The sequence below is a fragment of the Lysinibacillus sphaericus genome (assembly GCF_015844675.1).
GTDB lineage: Bacteria > Bacillota > Bacilli > Bacillales_A > Planococcaceae > Lysinibacillus > Lysinibacillus sphaericus_E.
Genome location: NZ_LDGC01000088.1, coordinates 41,668 through 66,780 on the forward strand (window position 1 = coordinate 41,668; position 25,113 = coordinate 66,780).

Consider the following 25,113-nt stretch of genomic DNA (forward strand, 5'->3'; position numbering starts at 1 on the left):
ACCGATGCAGGTCGGTTAGCCGTTATCGCATGGATGCGATGATTTTAGGCTAACATCCTATGTTGAACTCCTTTCCGATTCCGTGACATCCGCCGGAGGCTTTTTAACTTCATTCAGGTTTATAGCTGACGCTTTGCTTTCGCTACCAAAACATTAGCTGAAAAAAGTTAAATCGCTTTTTCAACAATTGTTTTACGTATATGCTCAAATGTCTCGTCTAAAATACGCAACATTTCATCTAGCTCTACTTTTGATAGAATGAGAGGTGGAGAAAAAACAACTGTATCTTGATCATACGTGACCGTTCGTAGGATCAATCCTCGTTTCATCGTCTCTTGTACAAAGATTGGACTAAGAGCAGTCTCAAACAATTCGCCCGTCTCACGGCTCTTCACTAGTTCAATAGCTCCAAGTAATCCAAGCGTACGCACACGGCCGATAAAGCTATATTTTTCTTGCAGTGCTCGGAATCCTTCTAACAAGGCTTCCCCCATGTTTGCAGCATTTTCAACGAGATTTTCTTGCTCAATGATTTCTATGTTTTTCAATCCAACTTGGCAAGCGAGTGCATGACCACTGTAAGTATATCCGTGCATGAATGTCCCTTTAGAAAGCTCACATAAATCTTGATGAATTGTTTCGGATATCGCCACCCCACCAAGTTGAACATAGCCACTTGATACGCCTTTAGCGAAAGACATCATATCTGGAACTACCCCGTAATGTTCCATACCGAAAAATTTTCCTGTACGACCAAATCCCGTAATAACTTCATCTGCAATGAATAAAATACCGTACTCATCACAAATTTTTCGCACTTCTTTAAAATAATCTTTTTGTGGAATATTAACTCCCCCTGCACCTTGTACGGGCTCAGAAATAAATGCCGCCACAGTCTCAGGACCTAATGCTTCAATCGTTTCACGTAAATTACGTACAGATTCGCTGTAAACATAGTGAAAATCAGGGGCGTGTGAATTGGTAAAGTCACGAAATGCTTGTAAGCCTGTCGCACTTGTAGCCCCCATAGCTACACCATGGTATGAATGTGTACGAGAAATAATTTTTTGACGCTCTGGCTGCCCTTTTAGTAACCAGTAATGACGTGCTATTTTAATCGCTGTATCATTCGACTCTGAGCCGCCTGAAGTGAAAAATACAGTATTTAAGTCTCCCGGCGTTAAAGAAGCTATTTTCGTCGCTAAACGGATAGCTGGTTCATTGCTAAATGATGCGAAGCAGGAACTAAATGCTAATGTAGAGATTTGCTCCTTCGCCACTTCGGCAATTTCTTTACGGCCATGCCCGATATTTACATTCCATAAAGAAGACATGCCATCAATGTATATATTTCCTTCTATATCTTTTAAGTAAATGCCATTGCCCTCTGTAAAAATGGCTGCAGGACCTTGTGTTTGCTGTTGCTCGATCGACGTTGTTGGATGCAGAAAATGTTTTTGATCTAACGTTTTTAACTCTTCTTTTAGTTGAATTGTCATAAATGCCAACCTCTTTTCGTTTATAATTTCATACACTTTTTTAATAGCAATTCTCATGCCAACTGATGAAAAAATTCTTTTAACGAAAAAAATATTGCCTTATTGCAATAGCGTGGGGTTGATTTCCGTTCCGATTGGGCGCTTTCCTGGGGGCGTCCGCTGAGCCGCTTCACTCGCTCTGCTCGCTCCAGGGTCTCATCTGTGACGCTGATCCCCGAGGAGTCGCCCAATCTCCACTCCAATCAACTACATCGCATACGTTTAAACAAATATCATTCCAATCATTTAATAATTAATCAAAAAATTACAACGCATTATATTGTTGATTCACAAAAATCGCTACAAAATGAAAAGGAACACTTTCAGTTTTGAAAATGCCCCTTTTCTTCTAAACAACTAACATATTAATATTGCATCTCATCATTTTACTTGTATGAATTAGTGAGTATTGCAATATTACAGCGTTACTTTCACAAATGAAGTTATGATGCAAAAACACATCATTAGTCTTTATATGAAATTTGTTTCGTTAATTGCAACTTTTGTATTTTACGTACCAATGTTGACTGATCACAGCCAAGTGATTTAGCAGCCTGCCGGATACTTGGAAATTTTGATAGAGCTTCCTTAATAATCTGCTTTTCAAACGCCATTACTTGCTCCTTTAACGTACCGCTAAACTTAGGGGTTACAATCGGTTCCTGGATGTTTTGAATTTCTAGAGGATTTTCTAAATCACGTATTATAATTGGGTTACTATCTAACTCTTGTTGCACAATATACGCTGTTATTTCAGGCTGCGTTGCTAGCAAGCAAATACGCTCTACCATATTTTTTAGTTGTCGTACATTTCCTGGCCAATCATAACACTCTAATATTTTCATTGCAGATGATTCGATTGTTCGATGGATACCATATTTTTCTTCAATAACAGCTAAAAAATGGTAGACTAGTGGGATGATATCTTGACGACGATATCTTAAAGGAGGAATTTCAATTGGGATAATATTTAAACGATAATATAAATCCTCACGAAATTGACCTTGCCTTACCATTTCGGCTAAATTCCGATTTGTCGCAGCAATTATCCGTACATCAATTGGAATAGGCTTTCCACTACCTAGACGCTGTACTTCTGATTCTTGGAGGACACGTAATAATTTCGCCTGTAGTAGTAATGGCATCTCTCCAATTTCATCTAAAAACACTGTACCACCAGACGCAATCTCAAATAACCCTGCCTTACCACCTTTTGCTGCACCCGTAAATGCTCCTGCCTCATAACCAAAAAGTTCAGATTCTAATAAATTCTCAGGGATCGCACTACAGTTAATCGTTAATATTTGCTTATCGTTTCGCCGGCTATTAGCATGAATAAGCTTTGTAATCTCTTCTTTACCAACGCCCGATTCACCACCAATTAATACAGTGGAGTCTACCTCTGCAACTCTCATAACCCGCTTAACAACCTGCATCATTTCTGAAGACACAGCGATTAAACTACTTTTTGTTGTTTCTTTATTATGTAGGGCATGTAGCTTATTTTTAAAATTCTCATTTTGAACTTCTAATTTTTTCACTTCTTTCTCTAACAATTTTAATTGTGTCATATCACGTGTAATTGCTACTACGTATTGTAATTCACCGCATTCATCAAATATTGGCTTACCAGAAACTAAGAAACATTTTCCATTAATAAATGTCTGCAAAATCGTTACTTTTTCTTTTGATTCAATTACTTTCATCGAAATGGAATCACTCATTAATCCTTCAGCGATAACGTCTTTTGCATATCTCCCCATTAAATCAATGCCAACAATTTCAATATCAATATCATTTTGAAATAAAATTTTGCCATCGCTATCACATACTGTAACCCCATCGGATATGGAGTTTAATACTTTTATGGACAATGGGTTCATAAAATCTATATAGCTATACTGCATGAATGGTTTTGCATAAAATAAGGTACCTTGAGAAGTTTCTAAAACATGAATAAAGTAATCTTCTACCTCAAAGGTTTCCGCTCCTTCACTATGTTTTTTTATTATTTTTTCAAGAAGCTCTATTTGGATATCACTTTTAATCATTACCTCATCATTTTTTACAATAAAAAAATGCTCATCTTTATGTAGTTGAGTTATCGACAACTAGATCACTCCCTCTCGAACTTTAAATCTTTATCGATTAACAGTTGTACTGGTTTTATAAACCCTTTTTCCTAATTAACACACCTTATCCATTCATACAAAAAAATCCGCTCTTTCTACGGGGCATCTATACGCCGCGAAAGAACTTAAAGCATCCTTTAAGTTCTTTCGCGGCCTGATATCTCGCAGGAATATCGCGAATTTTTTGTATTTTATAGAATTCTACTCTGAGGCTAGCTTTTCCTCTATTTGCTCCGTAGGTCTTGTCGACAGCTTTCGCATGATCATGAACAACACAATTGAGCCAATCAATACTAATGTACTTAAATAAAATTGTGAACGTAAAGATTCAATGAGAGCCTGGCAGAAATAAACGACAGTTAAAATACCAATTGTGACATACGATAAATATGGAAATAGCCACATTCTAATCGATAATACCTCATCTGAAACTTTGTCATAATGACGTCGGAAACGAATTTGTGAAATAGCAATGAAAATATAAACTGCAATCATTAATCCTCCAACACAATTCCCCAAAAAGTAGAAAATAACTTCAGGTGAAATGAAGTATAACATCGCACAAATATACGCAACCACCGTACTACCAATAACAGCTGGAACAGGCACACCTCGATGATTTTTAATTTGTGAGAATATTTTTGGTGCATCGCCTTGACGCGACATTTCTAGTAACATACGTGAGCTCGTATAAAGAGCGGAATTTAAAACAGAAATTAGTGAAATAAATATGACTATTTGAATAAGTTGAGCAGCAATTGGAAGCCCTGCCATTGTTAAAATATTTGCGTAAGGCGCTGCCAACATTTTTGTATCATTCCAAGGTATAAGTAAAACCATAATAGCTACTGAGCCTACAAAAAATAACCCTAATCGAAAGACAACATTGCGAATGGCTCGGACAATATTTTTCGCTGGATTTTCTGACTCTGCTGCCGCAATGGCTGCAACCTCAGCACCACATATCGAGAATATAACAAAGACAATTGCCGTAAAAATCGGGACAATGCCATTTGGTGCAAATCCACCAAATTCCGTTAAAATACCTAATCCCTTCGGTTCAGAATTTGGCCAAATCCCTAAAATCATGGCTATACCAACTATTAAAAATACAACAATAGCCGTAACTTTAACGAAGGAAAGCCAATATTCAAATTCACCAAATGATTTTACTGAATAAATATTAACGATTGTCATCAATAACGTTATGCCTACGCTTCCAAGCCATGTTGGTATCATCGGAAACCAATTGTGCAGCATTCCCCCTATAAGTGCTGCTTCTAACCCCACAATAAATACCCAGCTTGCCCAATAAAGCCAACCTACTGTAAATCCTGCCCATGGACCAATATACTTCCCTGCATATGAAGCAAATGAACCTAACTCTGCCGAGCCTCCTGATTTCTTTCCTAATACAATTTCTCCAGCTGCCATTTCCCCAACCATTTGCATGATCAGCACTATGAGTAAGCACGCAATCGCATATGAAACCACCGCTGCTGGACCGGTACTTAAAATATTTTTTCCTGTCCCTACGAAAAGCCCTGTACCAATAACCCCACCAATGGAAATCATTGTAATATGCCGTGTTTTCAGTGATTTTTGCAAAGTTCCCATTAAACCACCCCTTTGTGTTTTATGTAGACATTTACTAGCCCCTTTTCTCTACTTTAATGCCTACAGTTTAATGAGCAATTCTGATGCCAAACCTATTAAATTATAAAAAAATTCAGAAATTTATTTATCTGCATTTCTATTGTTAGTGTATTTTTCCACCTCGGTAATTTTAAGGCTCATTAGCACAGCGTGAGGTTGATTTCCGTTCCGGCCGGGCGCTTTCCTGGGGGCGTCCGATGAGCCGCTTCGCTGCAGGGTCTCATCTGTGACGCTAATCCCCAAGGAGTCGCCCAGCCTCCACTCCAATCAACTAATGCATGGCATACGTTCAAACTGCTTTTCAGCATGTGTCCAAAACATCCTCATCCCAGAATTCTGTGATAAGAAATTTTTCAATATCAAATGTTTTCTGTGTGTATGCGAAGTGGTAGCAACAAACGTTCTGTGCGAAACGAAGCAATAGCAACAAATGTATTCATATGCGATTTTCAAATTTTGATGCAAAAATACATCATTAACAGTTCATTTACATCATCTTGCCTATCCATATACTCGATTAAATGAACTCATAATATTCATCTCTTCCCTGTACTTCGCTACTGTTCGTCTAGATATTTGAATCCCTTCCACATTCAAAGTATTTTTAATTTGCTGATCAGTTAAAGGCTTTTGTTTATCCTCACCCTCGATCAATTGTTTGAGCCGCTTTTTAATATACATAATTGAATCCATTTTCCCAGAAATATTCATTACTCCTTTTGTAAATAACGATTGTAAAGCATACACACCATGAGAGGTTTTTATATATTTCCCACGCACTGCTCGGCTAATTGTTGATACATGTAGACTTAAATTATCTGCTACATCTTTTAACCGCATAGGCTTCAATGCCTCCATACCTTTATGGAAAAAATCTTCTTGCAACTCCACTAGCAATCTAGCTAGCTCATACAGTGTTTTATCACGTTGTTCAATTCCTTGTAATAATAAAAGAGCATCTCTCATTGTATCTTTGAAATATGTTTTACAATTCGGATTATTTTTTAGCATTTCAACATACTGTTTATCGATAGTAACGACTGGTAAATATCCACGATTTAATTTAATCAGCCATTCCTCTTCTAATCTTTCTACTTCGATTTCTGGCATGACATATGGAACCGCTTCCAATTGATCTCCCATTATCACTGGATTTAAATTTTTTATATAGCGGATTGTTTTCTGCACTTCATATAGAGACGTTTTATACTTTTTACTTAACTGTTTAATAGCTTGTGCTGCTACTAGCTCTAAATCCGATTCGATAAATCGAGAGGCCAATTTTGGAGCAAGCGCATCACTGTCTACCTGAATGAATAAAAACTCCTTATAATTACGTGCCCCTACTCCTACTGGCTCAAAAGTTTGAAGTAAGTCCAATAATGCCTCAACATGCATAACATCCGTTTTACATATAGAAGCGACAACTTCTAAATCAACATCTAAAAATAGACGTTCATCTAAGGATTGAATTAAAAACGTTAAAATTCTCAAATCTATAGAAGATAGATTTTTATGCATAGGTACTTGTTCCAGTAAGAACTTCTCATAGCTTTCTTTTACAGCAAACTTCATCTCAATGGGATTAAATGAATGATGTTGAGGCGCATAATGTTGCGCGGAATAATTTTTATCGGAATAGCTTGCTAATTGCATAATTTCCTCATAATGCATTTTCACCTTAGCATCAGTGACTGCTAACAGTGGGTTTTCGTTAGCCTTTTCATAAATATACTGTTCTAGCTCATTCGTTGTATATTGTAGTATTTCCAAATGCTGTACTAATTGTGGTGATAATACTTGAATAATTTTTTGGGAAGTCTCGATAGCCAATTGCATACCCTACACCTCCAAAACAGAATTTTCTACATAATAACACGTTTATTCTGCAACTTTCCATTTTTTAATGAAATTTTTATTTTTACACATAGCTCATTAGCAAAAGCTAAAAGTCGTATGGTGATACGTCATAAAACTTCTTTACTCCACCTTTAAAAATTTTCTAATAATTCAAAAAAGTAATTGACTACACATGTTAGTAATCATAAAATACACATATACGATAATAATTACCACATTACGGTAAAATTTAAGGAGTGAATCAAATTGTTTCATTTACCAACTGTGCAGTTTACACAAGACCAAGAGCAATTTCGCTTAGATGTTCGAACGTTTTTACAGGATGAATTAGCAAAAGGAACCTTCACGCCTAAATGTGATTCTTGGCTCAGTGGAGATGATCCTGAATTCTCTAAATTAATCGGTCAAAAAGGTTGGATAGGATTAACTTGGCCTAAAAAATATGGCGGCCAAGAGAGAAGTACTATCGATCGATACATTTTAACAGAGGAATTTTTAGCCGTTGGTGCCCCAGTTGCTGCACATTGGTTTGCTGATCGCCAAACAGGGCCCCTTCTTTTACGTTATGGAACAGAAGAGCAACGTGACTATTTCTTACCGAAAATTGTAAAAGGTGAATGCTACTTTGGAATAGGTTTGAGTGAACCGAATAGTGGTTCTGACCTCGCTTCGGTCAGCACACGTGCTGAAAAAGTAGATGGCGGATGGATTGTCAACGGTCAGAAAATATGGACGAGTAACGCACACCTTTGCCACTATATGGTTACTTTAGTACGTACTAGTCCTTTCGATGGCAAAAATAAACATGCTGGGCTCAGTCAGTTGATTGTCGATTTACATGCAGAAGGTGTAACTGTTGTTCCTATCAAATTTTTAACTGGCGAACATCATTACAACGAAGTGTTCTTTGACAATGTTTTTGTACCTGACAATATGGTTGTTGGAGAGGTCGGTAACGGCTGGACTCAAGGATTAGCAGAGCTTGCCTTTGAGCGCAGTGGTCCAGAGCGAATATTGAGTACATTCCCATTAATCGATGAGCTTATTCAAGAGTTAAAGCGCCAAAAAAATTTAGAAGGGTTACAGCAAGCGTCTAAAATAGTAGCTCGTCTTTGGGGTTTACGTAATTTATCAATTGGCGTAGCTCAACTTCTAGAATCCGGTAATGGTGATGATGTATCTATTCCTGCAGCGCTTGTGAAGGCACTCGGTACGAAATTTGAGCAAAGTATTCCTGAAATCACACGCTTAATCGTACAGACTTATCCAACACTTGACGCACATCGTAAAATCGATCGCTTTATGGCTGAATCCATTTTACATGCACCAGGTTTTACTATTCGCGGAGGAACTTCAGAAGTACTGTATGGCGTTGTAGCGAAAGGGGTTATAGCACAATGAGTGAAATGAAAGACATGATCGTTGATGTTGTAGAGCGTATGTTAAAAGAAAAAGTTGATAAAGATTTAGTCGATACAGTGGAACAAGGTAATTGGGCACCAGAACTATGGGAACTGTTTAAAGAAAATGGAATGACTGCTGTAGCTATTTCAGAAGAAAATGGCGGTGCTGGTGGCGACATAGAGGATTTACTAAACATTGTTCGTTTAACTGGAAAATACGCTGCACCGATTCCCTTTATAGAAACAACATTCGCCAATTTTTTACTGCAGTTTACGCAGTTACAAGTCATTGAGGATTTGGCTACGTATATGCTATGCCCTAATCAAGCCTATACGTTAGAAAATGGCAAATTGACGGGAGAGGCGATTCAAGTCCCTTGGGCACGTCATACAAAACACCTAGTGACTCTTGCCAATAGTACGGAGGGTACACATCTTGTAGAAATAGATTTAAGCCAAGCTGAAATTAAGCTAGGTACGAATTTAGCAAGCGAGCCGCGAGATACTGTAATATTTCAACGTGCTACGGCTTCACAAATATCTGCTGTGTTACCTGCTGATAAGATACACACTATAACAACACTTAATTCTGCGTTCCAATTAGCACTGATGACCGGTGCGATCGATAAAATAAATGACTTAACTATTCAATATACGAAAGAACGTGAGCAATTCGGTCGACCGATTCATCGCTTCCAGCTCGTTCAACAGCATATAGTAAATTTAGCAGGTGAAACGGCGATTGCTCTTGCAGCATTTAATAATGTTACAGAAGCCCTTCAGATGAACAGTCAAAATAGTGAGGTTGCTTACGCTTGCATTCGTTTTGAAGAAATTATTCAAGCAGTGACAACAATCGCGCATCAAGTACACGCTGCGATTGGTACTACACACGAACATAGTTTGCATCAGTTTACACGCAGACTTTGGTCATGGCGCGATGAAGGAGCCAGCACCTCTTATTGGACTCATTTTGTTGCAACACAACTATTGGAAAAAAGCGGAGAAAGCCTATGGGGATATTTAACTTCATTTAGCGCAAGCTCTTCACTTCTCAGAGTGGAAGGATAAGGACGTTAATTATACAAAGTTGTAATGAATTTTAAAAAACTAATGACATGATAAGGAGTGTTATCAATGACTGATTTACTTTTTGAAGTGCGAGACCATATTGCCACAATTACATTAAATAGACCTGAGGCGTACAATGCTTTTAGTGAAGAGATGATCTCTAAATGGATAGAAGCCCTTGAAAATGTCCGTGATTCAGAGGATATTCGTGTCGTTATCGTAAAAGGAAATGGTAAATCATTTTGCGCTGGTGGGGATATTAAGGCGATGCAAGCCGGTGAAGGATTTTTCCAAAGTGAGGACGATATCTCTTCAACAGGTTTAGCACGCAAAAATTCTCTTTGGAAAAAGATTCAGCGTATCCCCCTTCTCCTTGAAGAAATTGATAAGCCCGTTATTGCACAGGTTCATGGGTTTGCAATGGGCGCAGGGCTTGATATGGCCTTAATGTGCGATATTCGGATCGCTGCAAAATCTACAAAGATCTCAGAAAGCTATATTAACGTTGCGATCGTGCCTGGCGACGGTGGTGCTTATTATTTACCAAAATTAATTGGCATCGACCAAGCATTAGACATGTTCTGGACAGCTCGTGTATTAACTGCTGATGAAGCAAAAGACAAAGGTGTTGTGACATTTGTTGTCGAGGACCAAGATCTTGACGAATACACATTGAATTATGCAAAGGAATTAGCAAGTCGTCCAACTACGACATTGCAATTCATTAAGCGTGCTGTTTATCAAAGTCAACGGATGGATTTACGTACTGCCCTTGATTACATTTCTTCACAAATGGCGATTGTCACAGAGCTAGATGATTTTAAAGAGGGTGTAAACGCAGTAGTAGAAAAACGTAAGCCTGTTTATAAATGAAATGTTTAGGAGGACGAACAATGCAACCTCTTGAAAATATTCGAGTGTTGGATTTATCTCGCGTCTATGCTGCCCCTGCAGGCTCCATGATGCTGGCCGATTTAGGAGCAGAAGTAATTCGCATAGAACATCCAAATGGCTCTGATAGTATGCGTGATTGGGGGCCATTTGTAAATGGTCAAAGTACGTATTATTTATGTGCCAATCGTAATAAAAAATCGATTACATTAGATTTAAAGACAATAGAAGACAGAGAAAAATTTAAAGAACTTGTCAAAGATGCTGATGTCATACTCGAAAATTTTAAGACGGGTGACATGGAACGTATGGGACTTAGCTATGAGGAATTAAAAAAAGTGAATCCTAGAATCATATATTGCGCGGTAACAGGATTCGGTCAAACAGGTCCTCTTGCACAAGAACCAGGCTTCGATCCAGTTATTCAAGCGATGAGTGGTTTAATGCATGTTACTGGCTCAGCTGAAGGAGAAGCGACAAAAGTTGGTGTCCCTATTGCAGATATTTTAACCTCTAATTATGTAGTCATTAGTATTTTAAGCGCTTTACGGATGCGTGACCAAACAAATACAGGGCAATTTATCGACTTAGCATTATTAGACATTCAGATGAGTAGTTTAGCAAATGTAGCAAGCGCATATTTAAATACAGGCTTTATCTCAGAACGTCTAGGGAATCGTCATAATAATGTTGCGCCGTATCAAGTGTTTCACTGTGAGGATGGTCCATTAATGATTTGCGTCGGTACAGATGGGCAATTTAAAAAGTTTTGCACGATGTTGCAACGTGAAGAATGGGCTAATGATCCGCGTTATTTAACAAATACGATGCGCAAGCAACATGAAGCGGAGCTAGTTCAGATGATTACTAACATTACGATGACAAAAACCCGGGACGAATGGATTACCCTATTACAACAATACAAAATTCCAGGTGGACGTGTGAACACCATTGCCGAAGCACTAGAACAACCTCAATTTATTGCACGCGACATGATTGGTGAAATAGAGCACGAACAATACGGGACAATCAAATTCATCAAAAGCCCGATAAAGTTCTCTAATTTAAATATTCAATATAAATTAGCCCCACCGATACTCGGAGAACATACGAACGAATTCCAAAAGTCCACTCTACAAAAATAAAATTGCGCTATAATAAAGGTAAAATGTATTAATAAAGGTAAAACCCCGGCGGATGTCGAGGAAAATTTTATTACGTAGGTGACGGGATGAATCAAGAGATTTTCGAAAAAAACTATACAATGTCATCGCTGCACAAAGCTATTAAAGTGTTAAAAGCTTTTTCAAAAGATGAGCCTAGCCTTTCCCTAACTGAGTTAAGTAAAAAAACTGGGATAAGCATTTCCAGTTTACAACGCTTCGTTTCTACCTTTGTGTACGAAGGCTTTCTTCACAAAGATGAGCGTACTAAACGCTATCAATTAGGTCATTCACTTCTGTATTTAGGAAATTTAGTAAAAGAAGAATCCAGTCTTATTATTGTCGCAGATCCTATTTTAAAAAAGCTAAACGAAGAAATAGGCGAAAGTGTTTCCATGAATATTATTGACGGATTAGAGCGACGATGTATTTTAAACTACGATTCGACATATCCGCTTTCAACGAAAATGTTTGTAGGTGACACCTCTCCCCTTTATGCAGGTGCATCATCAAAAATATTACTCGCATTTATGCCAGATGTTGAAGAATATGTAGAGAATATTAGTCTCGAATCCATCACTGATCAGACAATACTTTCAAAAGAGCAGCTGTGGGAGGATTTACAGCAGATTCGTAGTCAGCGTTTTGCGAGAAGCAATAGTGAGCGTGTACGTGGAGCATGTTCTTTATCTGCACCAATTTTAAATGCTTCCAACCAAATCATTGCATCCGTGTCACTCGTAATACCAGAAGTACGCTACGGTGACTATGATGAAAATTTATTAATCGAAACTATTCAAAGCGTCGCATTAGAAATCGAAAAGCAATTATATTGATTGATAGAAACAAAGAATATCCCCGAATAGGTTCACTTTTTAAGTGTTCTCTATTCGGGTTTATTTGGCTCATCGGACTCCCCCAGGAAGCTCTGCTCTGTGCGAAAGCGTAGCGGCAGCGGCAAATGTTTTAACTGTGCGAAAGCGTAGCGGCAGCTACAAAGCGCTCAGTCGGAACGGAAATCAACTACACGTTATGGTAATGAGTTAATTATTTACCAATATTAAGAAATCATCCCAATGATTTAAGCGTGGCAGTTCAACATGTTGATTATAGGATTGATTTTTTAAAATTACTTTTGTCTTCACATCTTGCAGTGTTTCTAATACAGCTGGTTTATCATCCACATAAACATCTAAAGCTAGCTCTTTGATGATCGCCACTTTTTCTGTATCCTGCATTCCGCAGAAAAAATGACCTTCTGTGATTGGAAAACCTTGTGCTACCATCCAAGCTCTAGTTTGCTCACAATACTGTTTTGGACGCGAAGTAATATAATAAATGTCATGTCCTTGCTGTGCCAAAGCTTGAAGCGTCTCGAGTGCGTCCTCAAAAGAAGGACAATCTGTAAAATATATTTCCTCTAATGAACTATTCCACATTACCGATCCTTCTGCATCTGTTAATCCAAAAGGTTCGTGAATTTCAACTCTTTGCAAAGCTTGAAATGTTTCTAGTGCCACATTTTTACTAAGTTTTTTATTATAGAGCCCAAAGGCATGTGCTCGTAAATCGATGAGTGTGTCATCTATATCAAAGCCAAATTTCATCTTGTTTTTCTTCCCTTCACGAAGCCTTGTTGATGAAGTTAGTCGCAAATGTTTGCTCTTTTTCAATTTGCGTCGCTAATACTTCCTCAATTGCTTGCTCGCGCATTTGTTGAAACTCTTGTACGTTAAAATGAACAAGCGTCTCTTTATTTAATAGTGATGCAAGACAATCTGCATCCTTGAGTGCACTATTGAGACCAAATGCCCCAGTTGGTGTCATCGTGTGAACAGCATCCCCTAATAGCACAAGCCCCTTTGTCCCCCAGCAGTTACAATGACTACTGAATACGTCGAGCAATACAAAATCTTGCCACGATTGGATATGTTCCTTAACAGTATCGGATAGTTCCGGAAATTGCTCTGAAAGCTGTTGGATAAATGGTGTAAATGCATTTTTTCTAAGCTGAGGAAAACTTCCTTGTTCAATATTCCAGCCGATTTGAATAAACCCACCTACCTGCGTAAACAATGATAGCTGTTTATCACCGATTAAAGCCATTTTAATCGATGGCTCCCATCCGTGAGGTGCAGTAACTTTTGCCCATAATAAATCAAAACCATGCTTATGCTTTTGACTTTCAATGTGCGCTTGCTTACGAATCGTAGAGTAACGACCGTCAGCACCGATAATTAGCTGACTGTTTATTTCTATTGTTTCCCCATTCTTTGTTGCAATGACACCTATATATTTGCCAAAAGAATCCACTATGAGCTTCGTCACCTTCGTATTTAGGAAACATGAAAAGTGCGGAAAATGCTGTGTTTCTTGTAAAATTCCCTTTAATAGATTTGCTTGCGGCACATGAATTCCTAAATGTCCTACAGCTTCATCAGGAAAAATAGTTTTAAATGCTCTACCTTCTGTGTAATATTCAAGCTTTCTCATACGTAATAAACCGAGTGCCTCGACCGCTTCAAAAAGTTGATGACTTTTTAAAACTGCCTCACCCTCTTCATTTAAATGCTCACCGCGAAATGCCTGCCCCAGTGCTGCGTTTTTTTCCACTAGGATTACAGAAAGACCTTTTTTCGCTAGTAAGTGCGAAAGAAGTGCTCCACCTGGCCCAGCCCCTACAATACAAACATCTGCTTGATAATTCACTTTTCCTCACTTACCTTGGGATAAGCAATGATACGTAAATCCTGCCCAACCTGCTCAAACGAAGCAAATTCTACATCCCATGCTTCATCCATAGAAGTTGGATTGTGACCAGCAATCGGTGTTAAAGATAAACGACCACCGAGAACCTTAGGCGCTATGTAAATTACATATTTGTTAATAGCACCTTGCTGTAAAAATGAAGAGTTAATCGTACTTCCACCCTCTACTAAAATATCTGTAATGCCATTTTGATATAGTTTTCCAAGCATATCATCAACAACAAGCCCCTCAGATTCATGTCGAACTGGCAATACAGTCACGCCTTTTGCCTCAAATGCTGTTATTTTTTCCGGATCGGCATTTTCACTACATACAATAATTGTTTTTGCCTCTTCTACATTTAAAACATTGGCATTCGCCGGTGTACGAAGTGAGCTATCCATAATAATGCGTACTGGATTTTTTCCGTAATCTTCTTTTAATCTCGTCGTTAAGGATGGATTGTCAGCTAAAACAGTTCCAACCCCAACTAAAATACCATCCACTTCATGACGAATACGATGAACATCCTCACGCGCTGCCTCACCAGTCACCCACTTGGAATGTCCCGTATGGGCAGCTATTTTCCCATCTAAAGTCATCGCATATTTTGAAATAATAAATGGACGCTTTGTTAGCATATTATGAATAAATCGTTCATTTATACGGCGAGCTTGTGCTTCTAAAACACCCACCTTTACCTCAATGCCCGCATCTCGTAACAACTGAATACCACGTCCAGCAACAGCAGGATTAGGATCTTGCATCGCTACAACAACACGACTAACTGCAGATTCCTTCACTAAATTTGCACAAGGAGGGGTTTTTCCATAATGCGAACATGGCTCAAGAGTTACATAAAGTGTAGCACCTTTAGCATGTTCTCCAGCCATACGGAATGCATGCACCTCTGCATGTGGTTCACCTGCTTTTCTGTGTAAACCTGTTCCAACAATTACACCATCCTTGACTATTACTGCGCCTACTAATGGATTGGGATTCGTATTTCCTTTTGCACTAGCAGCTAAATCAAGTGCTAGCTGCATATATTTTTCATCTGTTGTCATCGTCGTTCCTCCATTCACTTCTCTTCGCGCAAATGTCCAGATTTCTCTACTTTCGTGTCTAAATAAAAACGATTTGTTTCCGTTAATCCTCCCCATAACGGGACATGCCCTTCAGCTGCTAAACCGTGGGCCTGTAACGCGGCAAGCTTCTTCGGATTATTGGTAATCAGTGTAACTGGCTTTGAACGCAGTGCAGCTAACACAGTAATGGCATCTTCATAAGAACGAGTATCATCCGGGAAGCCAAGAGCATGGTTTGCTTCAACCGTATCTAACCCCTCTTCTTGTAATATATAAGCAAGCGATTTCGAGAATAGCCCGATACCACGCCCTTCATGATCTGCTAAATAGAAAATAGCACCACAGCCATGCTCCACAATCATTTTCATCGATTCCTGTAATTGATAGCCACAATCACAGCGCTGGCTTCCAAAAATATCACCTGTATGACAAATGCTATGCATACGAATTAAAGCATTCTCTGCATGTGCAAAATCTCCATAAACAAGCACTGATGACTGCTGTAAAAAAGCTAAATTTGCAGATGCTAATCCATCAATGATTTCTTCTTTCGATTGATGAACCCCCACTTTTAACCAGTTATACCACTGAAATGTCGCAGAAAATTCACCCTGTTTCACCGGTAATTTTACTGGACCAACTAGGCAAATATTTTCAGATTCAGATTGTTTCACGACCGTCATTTTGTCTTTCACTATGTCCAAAACTTTAGTAGTAATTGTCATATTTTCTCCAACCTTCTATTGTTAAACAGTTAGCTTCATATACTAACTGAGCACTTGTATTTTCACAACACTTACATTACGTAACTTAGTTTATAATAATAACTAAAAACTGTCAAACTACAGCTCCTATTCTATTAAAAAAAATTAAATAGAAACAAAAACTGCTACATTACGTTGTAATCATATACTAATAGCTTATGGAGGTGCTATTTTTTCTGTGCAGGCTAGTCTATAATAAGCTGTGGTAACTGTAATGACGAAAGGAAGTTAAGAATGCAATTTGAAAAAAATGTTCAGGTGAAGCAGCCAAAATACCAACAAATAGCTGTCGACCTAGCCTCAAAAATCGTGGAAAGAAAATATAGAATTGGCGATAAAATTTACGCAAGATCGTCTCTAGCTAGCCAATACAATGTCTCTTCGGAAACTGCTAGAAGAGCGATTGCCGTTTTGCAAGACTTGGAAATTGTGGAGGCAACTAAAGGTAGTGGGGTTATTATCATCTCCTATGAAAAGGCTGCATCTTTTGTCCGACAATTCCAGGATGTTCAATCTGTCCATGAACTACAGCATGAGCTTATGACTAGCATTCAGAAGCAACACCAAGAATTAATAAATCTACAGGATAAGACTAAACAACTTATTAGTCGAACTGAACATTTCCGATCCGTCAATCCATTTATCCCATATCAATTAGAGATGACAGCAGAAAGCCCTTGTATCCAACAAACGGTTCAGGAATTGAATTTTTGGCAAAATACATCTAGCACGATTGTCGGAATTCGTCGTAAAAATGAATTATTACTATCACCTGGTCCATATGTGTCATTGGAAGAAGGAGATATCGTTTACTTTATAGGTAATGATGAAAGTTTCGCTCGAGTTCAGAGCTTTTTATATCCAAATTAAAATCCGCTCAAACGCTGATATAACAGCGTTTAAGCGGATTTTTTCTGTTTTGTCGATTTGACAAAAGTAACAACTCTTTGTTAGGGTTAAGTTGTTACTTGTTTATATTTGGGTATCATTATCCTCAAATAGTATTTATCTTCATTCTGTAGGTGTCTAAACGCCTACTGTATTAGAAGAACTAAGCCTAAAATGTCACGTACCGTGGCAAATTATATGTGCGTAAGTGAAGCAAGCCATTTACGCAAAGGCGAAATTGATCTACGAAAGGAATGGTTCTATTGGAAAAATTAAAAGTGGAGCATGTTTCTAAAGTTTTCGGAAAACATATTCCCCAAGCATTAGAACTCGTCAAGCAACAAAAAAGCAAGACTGATATCTTAAAAGAAACAGGGGCAACTGTTGGTGTATACGATGCAAGTTTTACAGTAAATGAAGGTGAAATCTTCGTTATTATGGGACTATCAGGGAGTGGGAAGTCAACGCTTATCCGACTTTTAAATCGACTTATCGAGCCTACAAGCGGAAATATTTATATCGACGGAGAAAATATTTCTAAAATGGGCAAAGAGAGTTTACGAAATATAAGAAGAAATAAAATGAGTATGGTCTTTCAAAACTTCGGTTTATTCCCCCATCGTACACTTCTTCAAAACACTGAATATGGTCTTGAAATTAGAGGCGTCTCAAAAGAAGAACGACAAGCCAAAGCAGAGCAGGCTCTCGAAAATGCAGGCTTACTTGCTTATAAGGACCAATATCCGAATCAATTATCAGGTGGTATGCAACAGCGTGTTGGATTAGCACGTGCACTAGCAAACGACCCTGAAATATTACTAATGGATGAGGCCTTTTCTGCACTCGATCCATTAATTCGTAAAGAAATGCAAGATGAGTTACTTGATTTACAAAGCACAGTGAAAAAAACAATTTTATTTATCACGCACGATTTGAATGAAGCATTACGTATTGGTGATCGTATCGCTATTATGAAAGATGGCTCAATCATTCAAATTGGTACTGGAGAAGAAATTTTAACAAATCCCGCAAATGATTATGTTAAAACCTTCGTAGAAGACGTCGATCGCTCTAAAGTATTAACAGCTGAAAATGCAATGGTTCGACCTGTATATGTCAATGTAGATGTAGATGGACCGACCGTGGCACTTAAACGAATGCGCGAAGAAACGGTTAGTTTACTAATGGCCGTTGACAAAAATCGACATTTGAAAGGCTTTATTACTGCTGACGACGCACGGGCTGCAGCTAAAAGACAAGAACAAACGGTACATTCAATTGTTCAATCTGAAATCTTGACTGTTCCACCAGATATGCTTTTACAAGATATTTTAGGCATGATTCATAACTCTCCTACTCCTATTGCCGTTGTAAAAAATGAGCGCTTACTTGGTGTTCTCATCCGGGGCGTTGTCATCGAAGCACTTTCAACTAGCGATGAGGAGGTAGTAGCAGATGAATAATTTTTTAGACAATATCCCAGCTATACCCGTAGGAACGTGGGTAGAATCAGTTATGGACTGGTTGACGAGTAATTTTTCACTGTTTTTTAACTTGATTCAAAAAAATGGAAAACTACTCATGAATCAAGTCACTGATTTATTAGTTAGCATTCCCCCGATTATTCTTATTTTACTTGTTGTCATTTTTGCCTTTTTCGTTACCGGCAAAAAATTCGGGCTCGCAACGTTTTCATTAATTGGTTTGTTATTTATTTATAATCAAGGCTTATGGACACATCTTATGGAAACAACTACGCTCGTGCTCTTTTCAAGTATCATCTCCATCATTTTAGGTATTCCACTTGGCATTCTAATGTCCAAGTCAACAGTAGCTGAAAATGTGATTAAGCCGATACTCGATTTCATGCAAACAATGCCTGGCTTTGTGTACTTGATTCCTGCCGTTGCCTTCTTTGGTATTGGGATAGTACCTGGCGTATTTGCATCCGTTATTTTTGCCTTACCACCTACTGTACGTATGACGAACCTAGGAATTCGCCAAGTACCAAAAGAATTGGTAGAAGCTGCGGATTCATATGGTAGTACGTCGCGTCAAAAACTATTTAAAGTGGAAATTCCTCTTGCCAAATCAACTATAATGGCTGGGATTAACCAGACTGTTATGCTATCACTTTCAATGGTTGTAACTGCTTCAATGATTGGTGCACCAGGTCTTGGACGTGAAGTATTAACTGCACTACAACGTACACAGGTCGGAAATGGCTTTGTTGCAGGTCTAGGTCTTGTTATTTTCGCCATTGTTATAGACCGATTAACACAAAGCTTTAATAAGAAGAAAGCCGTATAAAAAACAAGGAATTAAGATTTACATTATTACTATACGAAAGGAAGATTCAATGAAACTGAAAACTTTAACTAAATTAGGAATGGCTTTAGGGCTTGGCTTTTTGCTAGCTGCATGTAGTGGTGATGATTCAAGTAAGAGCGATGGTAACTCAAAAGACGTCAATTTAGCCTACGTTGAATGGGATACAGAAATTGCTTCCACTAATGTAGTTGGGCAGGTGCTAGAGGATTTAGGTTACAATGTAACATTAACACCACTCGATAATGCAATTATGTGGGAGGCTGTTTCAAAAGGTGACGCAGATGGTATGGTTGCTGCTTGGTTACCAAATACTCATGGAGAACAGTACAAAAAATATAAGAATGATCTTGATGAGCTAGGCGAAAACCTTGCTGGTGCAAAAATAGGTCTAGTAGTGCCAAGCTATATGGACGTTAATTCGATTGAAGATTTAAAAAATCAAGCAGATCATACTATTACGGGTATCGAGCCTGGTGCTGGAATTACAGCTGCTACAGAAAAAGCTTTAGATGAATATGATAACTTAGCAGATTGGAATCTAATAACATCTTCATCTGGTGCTATGACAACGTCTCTTGCTAAAGCAATTAAAAATAAAGAAGACATCATCGTGACAGGCTGGTCTCCTCACTGGAAATTCGCTAAATATGACCTTAAATATTTAGAAGATCCAAAAGGAACTTTTGGTGGAGAAGAAACAATTAACACATTCGCTCGTAAAGGGTTAAAAGAAGATAAACCAGATGTATATTCTGTACTAGATAACTTCCATTGGACTTCAGAAGACTTAGAGAGCGTTATGCTAGAAGTTATGGATGGCAAAGACCCAAAACAAGCTGCTAAAGATTGGGTTGAAGCTAATCCAGACAAAGTTGCTGAATGGACGAAGGATGTAAAAAAATAATTTTTAAAAATGGACAGACAACTGACAAAAGGTTGTCTGTCTTTTTTAAAGGTTTTGCTCATCTTATTTGAAGAACATTAAGGCTACTCTATAAAAATCTTTCCCCGTAATGAACGTAATTATATCCTTATTTTAACAATAAATGCACAATATTCAAGTGTTTATTATTTTTTTAAACCATTAGCGAATTTTTGTCGTTGAGTAAAGATAAAAAAAGTCACCCACAACGATTAAACCGATGCCGGGTGACTATTAAATAAACTAAGATAATAATTTCAAGGATATCGCAGCCCCTAAAACAAGCGTAATGCAAACAATACGTCTCCAATCCTTAGATTCATTGAAAAATAACATACCTAGTATTGCACCACCTGCCGCCCCTATTCCTGTCCAAATGGCATAAGCTGTCCCCATCGGTAATGTTTCCATCGCATATGCAAGACCAGCAAAGCTCAAGGTAAAAACTAAAATTAATATCACTAAGTTTTTAATACTTTTAGTATCATTATATTTACTAATCATATAAACACCAAGCATCTCACAAAGCCCCGCAACTACTAATGCAATCCATGCCATTATTCATTCACCTCTTTCTCTTTAGGCTCCCCGGTCACAAGCTTTAAACCGACGACCCCTGCAAGTAAAACGACGATACATAAAATTTTGGCTAATTTCCATGGTTCTCCGAACAGTAAGCTATCTGCACATACAGTGCCCGCTGTCCCCAAGCCTACGAATACTGCATAAACAGTGCCGACCGGTAAGCTTTCACCAGCCTTAATTAGTAAATAAAAGCTAATAAAAATTGCAATAGCAGTACCAATCCATTCAAATACACTTCCTGCATGCTTTAAACCTATAACCCAACCGACTTCAAAAAAAGCAGCAATTACGACACTTACCCATTGTTTATTCATTGCGAATACCTCCATTTTATTGTTAAACACGGATATTGAGCGGTCTTCTGATCTACCTGCTCACTTTTGTGGCATACCCGATCACTTTCGTGTCCTACCGGATCAGTTCTTCGGCATTCCCGATCACTTTCGCATACTACCTGATCACTTCTTTGGCATTCCCGATCACTTTCGCATACTACCTGATCATTTCTTTGGCATACCCGATCACTTTCGCATATTACCTGATCACTTCTTTGGCATACCGATCACTTTCGCATACTACCTGATCATTTCTTTGGCATACCCGATTACTTTCGCATACTACCTGATCATTTCTTTGGCATACCCGATCACTTTCGCATACTACCTGATCACTTCTTTGGCATACCCGATCACTTTCGCATACTACCTGATCACTTCTTTGGCATACCCGATCACTTTTGCATACTACCTGATCATTTCTTTGGCATACCCGATCACTTTCGCATACTACCTGATCACTTCTTTGGCATACCCGATCACTTTCGCATACTACCTGATCACTTCTTTGGCATACCCGATCACTTTTGCATACTACCTGATTATTTCTTTGGCATACCCGATCACTTTTGCATACTACCTGATCATTTCTTTGGCATACCCGATCACTTTCGCATACTACCTGATCACTTCTTTGGCATACCCGATCACTTTCGCATACTACCTGATCACTTCTTTGGCATACCCGATCACTTTTGCATACTACCTGATCATTTCTTTGGCATACCCGATCACTTTCGCATATTACCTGATCATTTCTTTGGCATATCCGATCACTTTTGCATACTACCTGATCACTTCTTTGGCATACCCGATCACTTCACTCTGTCTACCCCTGAACTAAGATTTTTCTTTAACTCCCTTCCCTCAGTAACCAAATAAAAAAAGCCGAAGGAACACTGCTATAAACAGTATCTCCCAGGCTTTTATCCTTCCGTGTCACAAAATCAATTTTGTGGTTTTCTCTCGGACCAGACTAGCATTTGCTACGGAACCCTAGAAAACTTTCATATTTGATTATGCTACTAGTCTAGCAAATTATTCAGCCATTTTCTACTGAGACATAGCAAAGGTTAATCAGAAAGATAAATAACAATGTGTTCAGAAAATTATGTTAAAATAAAACGTATTATTGTAAGGAGGTATTACATATGGCAATTGAAAAAGTACGTAAGCATTTAGCGCAATGGAATGCGGAACACAAAATACAGGAGCTAAACGAAAGCTCGGCGACTGTTGAACTGGCCGCACAGGCACTGGGGTGCGAGCCAGAACGCATTGCGAAATCCTTATCGTTTCTCGTAAACGATGGAGCGATATTAATTGTCGCAGCAGGCGATGCTAAAGTCGACAATGCAAAATATAAAGCTGTCTTTGGTACAAAGGCAAAAATGCTTGGGAAAGATGAAGTACTCGAAAAAATCGGACATGATGTAGGTGGTGTGTGTCCTTTTGGCGTGAATGAGGGTGTTGCTATTTATTTAGATGCATCCCTTAAACGCTTCACAACAGTATTCCCTGCATGTGGTAGCAGTAACTCAGCCATTGAGCTTACTATTTCTGAACTAGAAACTTATACACCCTATCAGGAATGGATTGATGTCTGCAAAGGCTGGAACGAGTAATAAAGCATAAAATCGGCGAAACTTGATTAAAGTCACGCCGATTTTTTTCTTTAGGTTTCTTGTGGCGAAAGCGAAGCGGCAGCAACCCGAATTACGCTAAAGTGAAATCGCCTTAGGTTTCTTTCCTATATCCAACGGCTAACCAGTGAGAGTCCCATTCTGTAATTTGATTGCCTACTCTACAAGATAAACCACATGCACGATTATCCGCGATAAATGAGCCGATTAACCATTTCTTTGTTTGTAATCCATCCTTTAGCTTTATCGTTATAGAGGGCATTTCTACATATCGCTGATAAATAAACAAATTATCATCATAATGGGTATACGCAGAAGCATTTGTTTTCGTACCATCCCCTGCGTAAATTTCTACAGTATTCCCTTCCCGCGAATAGACAGGTTTCTTTACAAACGGTAAATTTTCTTGAACAAATTGTTCTGCTGAAAGATGCGTTGGCAACATATATTTCTGAATGGCCGCTCGTTCTTCTGCGTTAAAAAGAAGCGGATCGTTTTTTCGTTCCCAAATTAGCCATAGTAAGATTTTCGATTGCAGTACATATGCAGCGGGTGTGTTGATAATAGCAAGCTGCCTGTCTTTTACAAGTTCTAGTAATTGTAGACCTATACGATCACCATCGGAAGACACATCATCTATTAGAAACTCCACTGGGTGTGCGGGGCGATATAAAATATCAATTTTCTCCATTGTAGGCGTATAAAGTCCTCGAGCTATATTAGCAGTGTTACTAGAAAAAATAATTAGCTCTTCTATAGGAACATATTCTACATCAAAAGGTATACATTTCTTTAAAAACTGTACCTGGCAATATTCCTCATAATCTTCCGCAGCCGTTTTCCCTGTAATAACGATTTTAGGCTTTTTCAAATTATTTACATACTGCATAGCTGCAAAGAGTGCACTAGACAAAGTTTTCTGTAATGCCGAAACATTAGTTGGACTATCAAATCCCAAATGCTTACAAAGTGCTTCATTTATCTCGAAGGTTTCTTGGACAAGAAATGGCGTTTCACCATTTAATTCAAGACATTTTATTTGTCCGTCCTCTGTACAAATAAAATCAAAGCGTGCCAGTACCGATTGTTGCTGTAAATAATCTAATTGGATATATGGCAACATTTCAGAACGAATGCCCAGTGCTAAAAGTTGTTCATCCGATAAATGCTTAAATTGTTTGCCAACCTTCAAAAATATTTTCCAAAGTATAGTAGATGCATAGTTGATTTCATCGATTTTCTCTTTGGGTATATCTAGTACATCGTATAAGGCGTACTCTAGGTTCTCAAAGTCGGAAAAAAAATCAGGAAATTGAGAATAAAATGCTTGGCGTTGTTGAAAATAATTGTCCATGTTGATTTCTCCTTTTAAGAAGATGAAGAGCCACCTCGGGAGGCACCACCTGAGCCGAAACCTGATTTCCCAGTGCTGGATGATGAGTGATTTGAATAAGAACTATTCGAAGATGAATCTGAACTATTTGAGAATGAACGCTTGCCACTCGAATAAGAGTTGGAACCGCTTGTATTTGAATTGGAGCTATTTGTTGTTGAGTTATTTGAACTGTTAGATGTTGCGCCAGACGAATTTTGAGAGCCGTTCGTCGTGATTCCATTTGTATTTGTATTTTTACTTTCGCTAGTATTACTATGAGTTGTACGTGGCATTGCTGAACCTGAACCACCACTTTTATCCTCTCGATCTGTACCATTTTTTAGATTGCGGCTTTTATAAATGGCACTTCCGATCAATGCTCCGGTAGTTGCATACATCAGTCCATTAAAGAAATGATGTGCATAATGAGGTGAATTTTCATCTAAACATTCGAACGAACCATCATCACTCTCTTTCCATTCATCACATGCATTTGCCATGTCGCTGTCATATACACTTTGTAAATCATCACTAGCTGTTGCCGAATTGTTTTCTTCCGTTACATTATTTGTATCCGCAGAAGAAGCAGAGGATTCCTCGACAGTTTGACTTTCTGTATTCCCACACGCGGCTAATTGCATAGCCATAAATGACGCAGTTGTGACTGCTATATATTTTTTCATTTGTTTTGCCATATTATCTTTCTCCTTTTTAATCGAT

Annotated in this window: 22 protein-coding genes and 1 riboswitch; of the genes, 10 read left to right on the forward strand and 12 right to left on the reverse strand. The window is 38.3% G+C overall.

Annotated elements, in window-relative coordinates; genetic code table 11:
* Positions 1 to 167 precede the first annotated feature (167 nt).
* From ABE34_RS21310 to rpoN, 4 genes are all read right to left on the reverse strand, one after another.
* Positions 168 to 1,499 carry an aspartate aminotransferase family protein gene (locus ABE34_RS21310; RefSeq protein ID WP_197144452.1) on the reverse strand — a complete coding sequence of 444 codons (1,332 nt, stop codon included), beginning with the start codon at positions 1,497 to 1,499 and terminating at the stop codon, positions 168 to 170.
* A 503-nt stretch (positions 1,500 to 2,002) separates the two neighbouring features.
* Positions 2,003 to 3,649, reverse strand: a complete 1,647-nt coding sequence (locus tag ABE34_RS21315) for a sigma-54 interaction domain-containing protein (protein WP_241747228.1) — start codon at positions 3,647 to 3,649, stop codon at positions 2,003 to 2,005.
* Positions 3,650 to 3,871: 222 nt separating this feature from the next.
* On the reverse strand, positions 3,872 to 5,287 hold the full coding sequence (locus tag ABE34_RS21320; protein ID WP_197144453.1) for an amino acid permease: 1,416 nt from the start codon (positions 5,285 to 5,287) through the stop codon (positions 3,872 to 3,874).
* Positions 5,288 to 5,827: 540 nt separating this feature from the next.
* On the reverse strand, positions 5,828 to 7,165 hold the full coding sequence (gene rpoN / locus ABE34_RS21325) for an RNA polymerase factor sigma-54 (RefSeq protein ID WP_197144454.1): 1,338 nt from the start codon (positions 7,163 to 7,165) through the stop codon (positions 5,828 to 5,830).
* 261 nt (positions 7,166 to 7,426) lie between these two features.
* On the opposite strand from rpoN, the gene ABE34_RS21330 reads away from it, so the two are divergent.
* The 5 genes from ABE34_RS21330 (at position 7,427) to ABE34_RS21350 (ending at position 12,550) form a co-directional block, all read left to right on the forward strand.
* On the forward strand, positions 7,427 to 8,587 hold the full coding sequence (locus ABE34_RS21330) for an acyl-CoA dehydrogenase family protein (protein ID WP_197144505.1): 1,161 nt from the start codon (positions 7,427 to 7,429) through the stop codon (positions 8,585 to 8,587).
* Complete coding sequence (locus tag ABE34_RS21335; RefSeq protein ID WP_197144455.1) at positions 8,584 to 9,660, forward strand: acyl-CoA dehydrogenase family protein; 1,077 nt, start codon at positions 8,584 to 8,586, stop codon at positions 9,658 to 9,660. Before ABE34_RS21330 ends, ABE34_RS21335 begins: the two co-directional genes overlap by 4 nt.
* A 66-nt stretch (positions 9,661 to 9,726) precedes the next feature.
* Positions 9,727 to 10,533, forward strand: a complete 807-nt coding sequence (locus tag ABE34_RS21340) for an enoyl-CoA hydratase/isomerase family protein (protein ID WP_197144456.1) — start codon at positions 9,727 to 9,729, stop codon at positions 10,531 to 10,533.
* A 20-nt stretch (positions 10,534 to 10,553) separates the two neighbouring features.
* On the forward strand, positions 10,554 to 11,696 hold the full coding sequence (locus ABE34_RS21345) for a CaiB/BaiF CoA transferase family protein (RefSeq protein ID WP_197144457.1): 1,143 nt from the start codon (positions 10,554 to 10,556) through the stop codon (positions 11,694 to 11,696).
* Positions 11,697 to 11,782: 86 nt separating this feature from the next.
* Positions 11,783 to 12,550: an IclR family transcriptional regulator gene (locus ABE34_RS21350; protein WP_197144458.1), complete on the forward strand. Its 768-nt coding sequence runs from the start codon at positions 11,783 to 11,785 to the stop codon at positions 12,548 to 12,550.
* Between the two features lie 207 nt (positions 12,551 to 12,757).
* On the opposite strand, the gene ABE34_RS21355 is transcribed toward ABE34_RS21350, so the two are convergent.
* From ABE34_RS21355 to ABE34_RS21370, 4 genes are read right to left on the reverse strand one after another with little or no spacing between them, the layout of a single operon-like run.
* A complete protein-coding gene (locus tag ABE34_RS21355; protein WP_197144459.1) occupies positions 12,758 to 13,321 on the reverse strand; it encodes a 5' nucleotidase, NT5C type in 564 nt (187 codons plus the stop codon).
* 16 nt (positions 13,322 to 13,337) lie between these two features.
* Positions 13,338 to 14,423, reverse strand: a complete 1,086-nt coding sequence (locus tag ABE34_RS21360; protein ID WP_197144460.1) for an FAD-dependent monooxygenase — start codon at positions 14,421 to 14,423, stop codon at positions 13,338 to 13,340.
* Positions 14,420 to 15,529, reverse strand: a complete 1,110-nt coding sequence (gene ribD, locus ABE34_RS21365; protein ID WP_197144461.1) for a bifunctional diaminohydroxyphosphoribosylaminopyrimidine deaminase/5-amino-6-(5-phosphoribosylamino)uracil reductase RibD — start codon at positions 15,527 to 15,529, stop codon at positions 14,420 to 14,422. Before ribD ends, ABE34_RS21360 begins: the two co-directional genes overlap by 4 nt.
* Before the next feature lie 14 nt (positions 15,530 to 15,543).
* Positions 15,544 to 16,275: a GTP cyclohydrolase II gene (locus ABE34_RS21370; RefSeq protein ID WP_197144462.1), complete on the reverse strand. Its 732-nt coding sequence runs from the start codon at positions 16,273 to 16,275 to the stop codon at positions 15,544 to 15,546.
* A 273-nt stretch (positions 16,276 to 16,548) separates the two neighbouring features.
* Here ABE34_RS21370 and ABE34_RS21375 point away from each other — a divergent pair, with 273 nt between their 5' ends.
* The 4 genes from ABE34_RS21375 to ABE34_RS21390 all read left to right on the forward strand — a co-directional run bounded on the left by ABE34_RS21375 (position 16,549) and on the right by ABE34_RS21390 (position 20,437).
* Complete coding sequence (locus ABE34_RS21375; RefSeq protein ID WP_197144463.1) at positions 16,549 to 17,184, forward strand: TrkA C-terminal domain-containing protein; 636 nt, start codon at positions 16,549 to 16,551, stop codon at positions 17,182 to 17,184.
* A gap of 281 nt (positions 17,185 to 17,465) precedes the next feature.
* The gene (locus tag ABE34_RS21380; RefSeq protein WP_197144464.1) at positions 17,466 to 18,665 is read left to right on the forward strand and encodes a quaternary amine ABC transporter ATP-binding protein; all 1,200 of its coding nucleotides are present in this window, start codon (positions 17,466 to 17,468) and stop codon (positions 18,663 to 18,665) included.
* On the forward strand, positions 18,658 to 19,512 hold the full coding sequence (locus ABE34_RS21385; RefSeq protein WP_197144465.1) for an ABC transporter permease: 855 nt from the start codon (positions 18,658 to 18,660) through the stop codon (positions 19,510 to 19,512). The genes ABE34_RS21380 and ABE34_RS21385 overlap by 8 nt, the downstream gene beginning before the upstream one ends.
* A 49-nt stretch (positions 19,513 to 19,561) precedes the next feature.
* Entirely contained in the window at positions 19,562 to 20,437 is an 876-nt protein-coding gene (locus ABE34_RS21390; RefSeq protein WP_197144466.1) for a glycine betaine ABC transporter substrate-binding protein, read from the forward strand.
* A 261-nt stretch (positions 20,438 to 20,698) separates the two neighbouring features.
* On the opposite strand, the gene ABE34_RS21395 is transcribed toward ABE34_RS21390, so the two are convergent.
* Together ABE34_RS21395 and ABE34_RS21400 are read right to left on the reverse strand one after the other, a co-directional pair.
* Positions 20,699 to 21,013: a DMT family transporter gene (locus ABE34_RS21395; RefSeq protein ID WP_197144467.1), complete on the reverse strand. Its 315-nt coding sequence runs from the start codon at positions 21,011 to 21,013 to the stop codon at positions 20,699 to 20,701.
* A complete protein-coding gene (locus ABE34_RS21400) occupies positions 21,013 to 21,354 on the reverse strand; it encodes a DMT family transporter (RefSeq protein WP_197144468.1) in 342 nt (113 codons plus the stop codon). Before ABE34_RS21400 ends, ABE34_RS21395 begins: the two co-directional genes overlap by 1 nt.
* A 934-nt stretch (positions 21,355 to 22,288) precedes the next feature.
* Positions 22,289 to 22,386: riboswitch (guanidine-I (ykkC/yxkD leader) on the reverse strand.
* A 140-nt stretch (positions 22,387 to 22,526) separates the two neighbouring features.
* On the opposite strand from ABE34_RS21400, the gene ABE34_RS21405 reads away from it, so the two are divergent.
* Positions 22,527 to 23,000, forward strand: a complete 474-nt coding sequence (locus ABE34_RS21405; RefSeq protein WP_197144469.1) for a YbaK/EbsC family protein — start codon at positions 22,527 to 22,529, stop codon at positions 22,998 to 23,000.
* Positions 23,001 to 23,112: 112 nt separating this feature from the next.
* On the opposite strand, the gene ABE34_RS21410 is transcribed toward ABE34_RS21405, so the two are convergent.
* Together ABE34_RS21410 and ABE34_RS21415 are read right to left on the reverse strand one after the other, a co-directional pair.
* Positions 23,113 to 24,372, reverse strand: a complete 1,260-nt coding sequence (locus ABE34_RS21410; protein ID WP_197144470.1) for a glutathionylspermidine synthase family protein — start codon at positions 24,370 to 24,372, stop codon at positions 23,113 to 23,115.
* 14 nt (positions 24,373 to 24,386) lie between these two features.
* Positions 24,387 to 25,088: a hypothetical protein gene (locus tag ABE34_RS21415; protein WP_197144471.1), complete on the reverse strand. Its 702-nt coding sequence runs from the start codon at positions 25,086 to 25,088 to the stop codon at positions 24,387 to 24,389.
* Positions 25,089 to 25,113 lie beyond the last annotated feature (25 nt).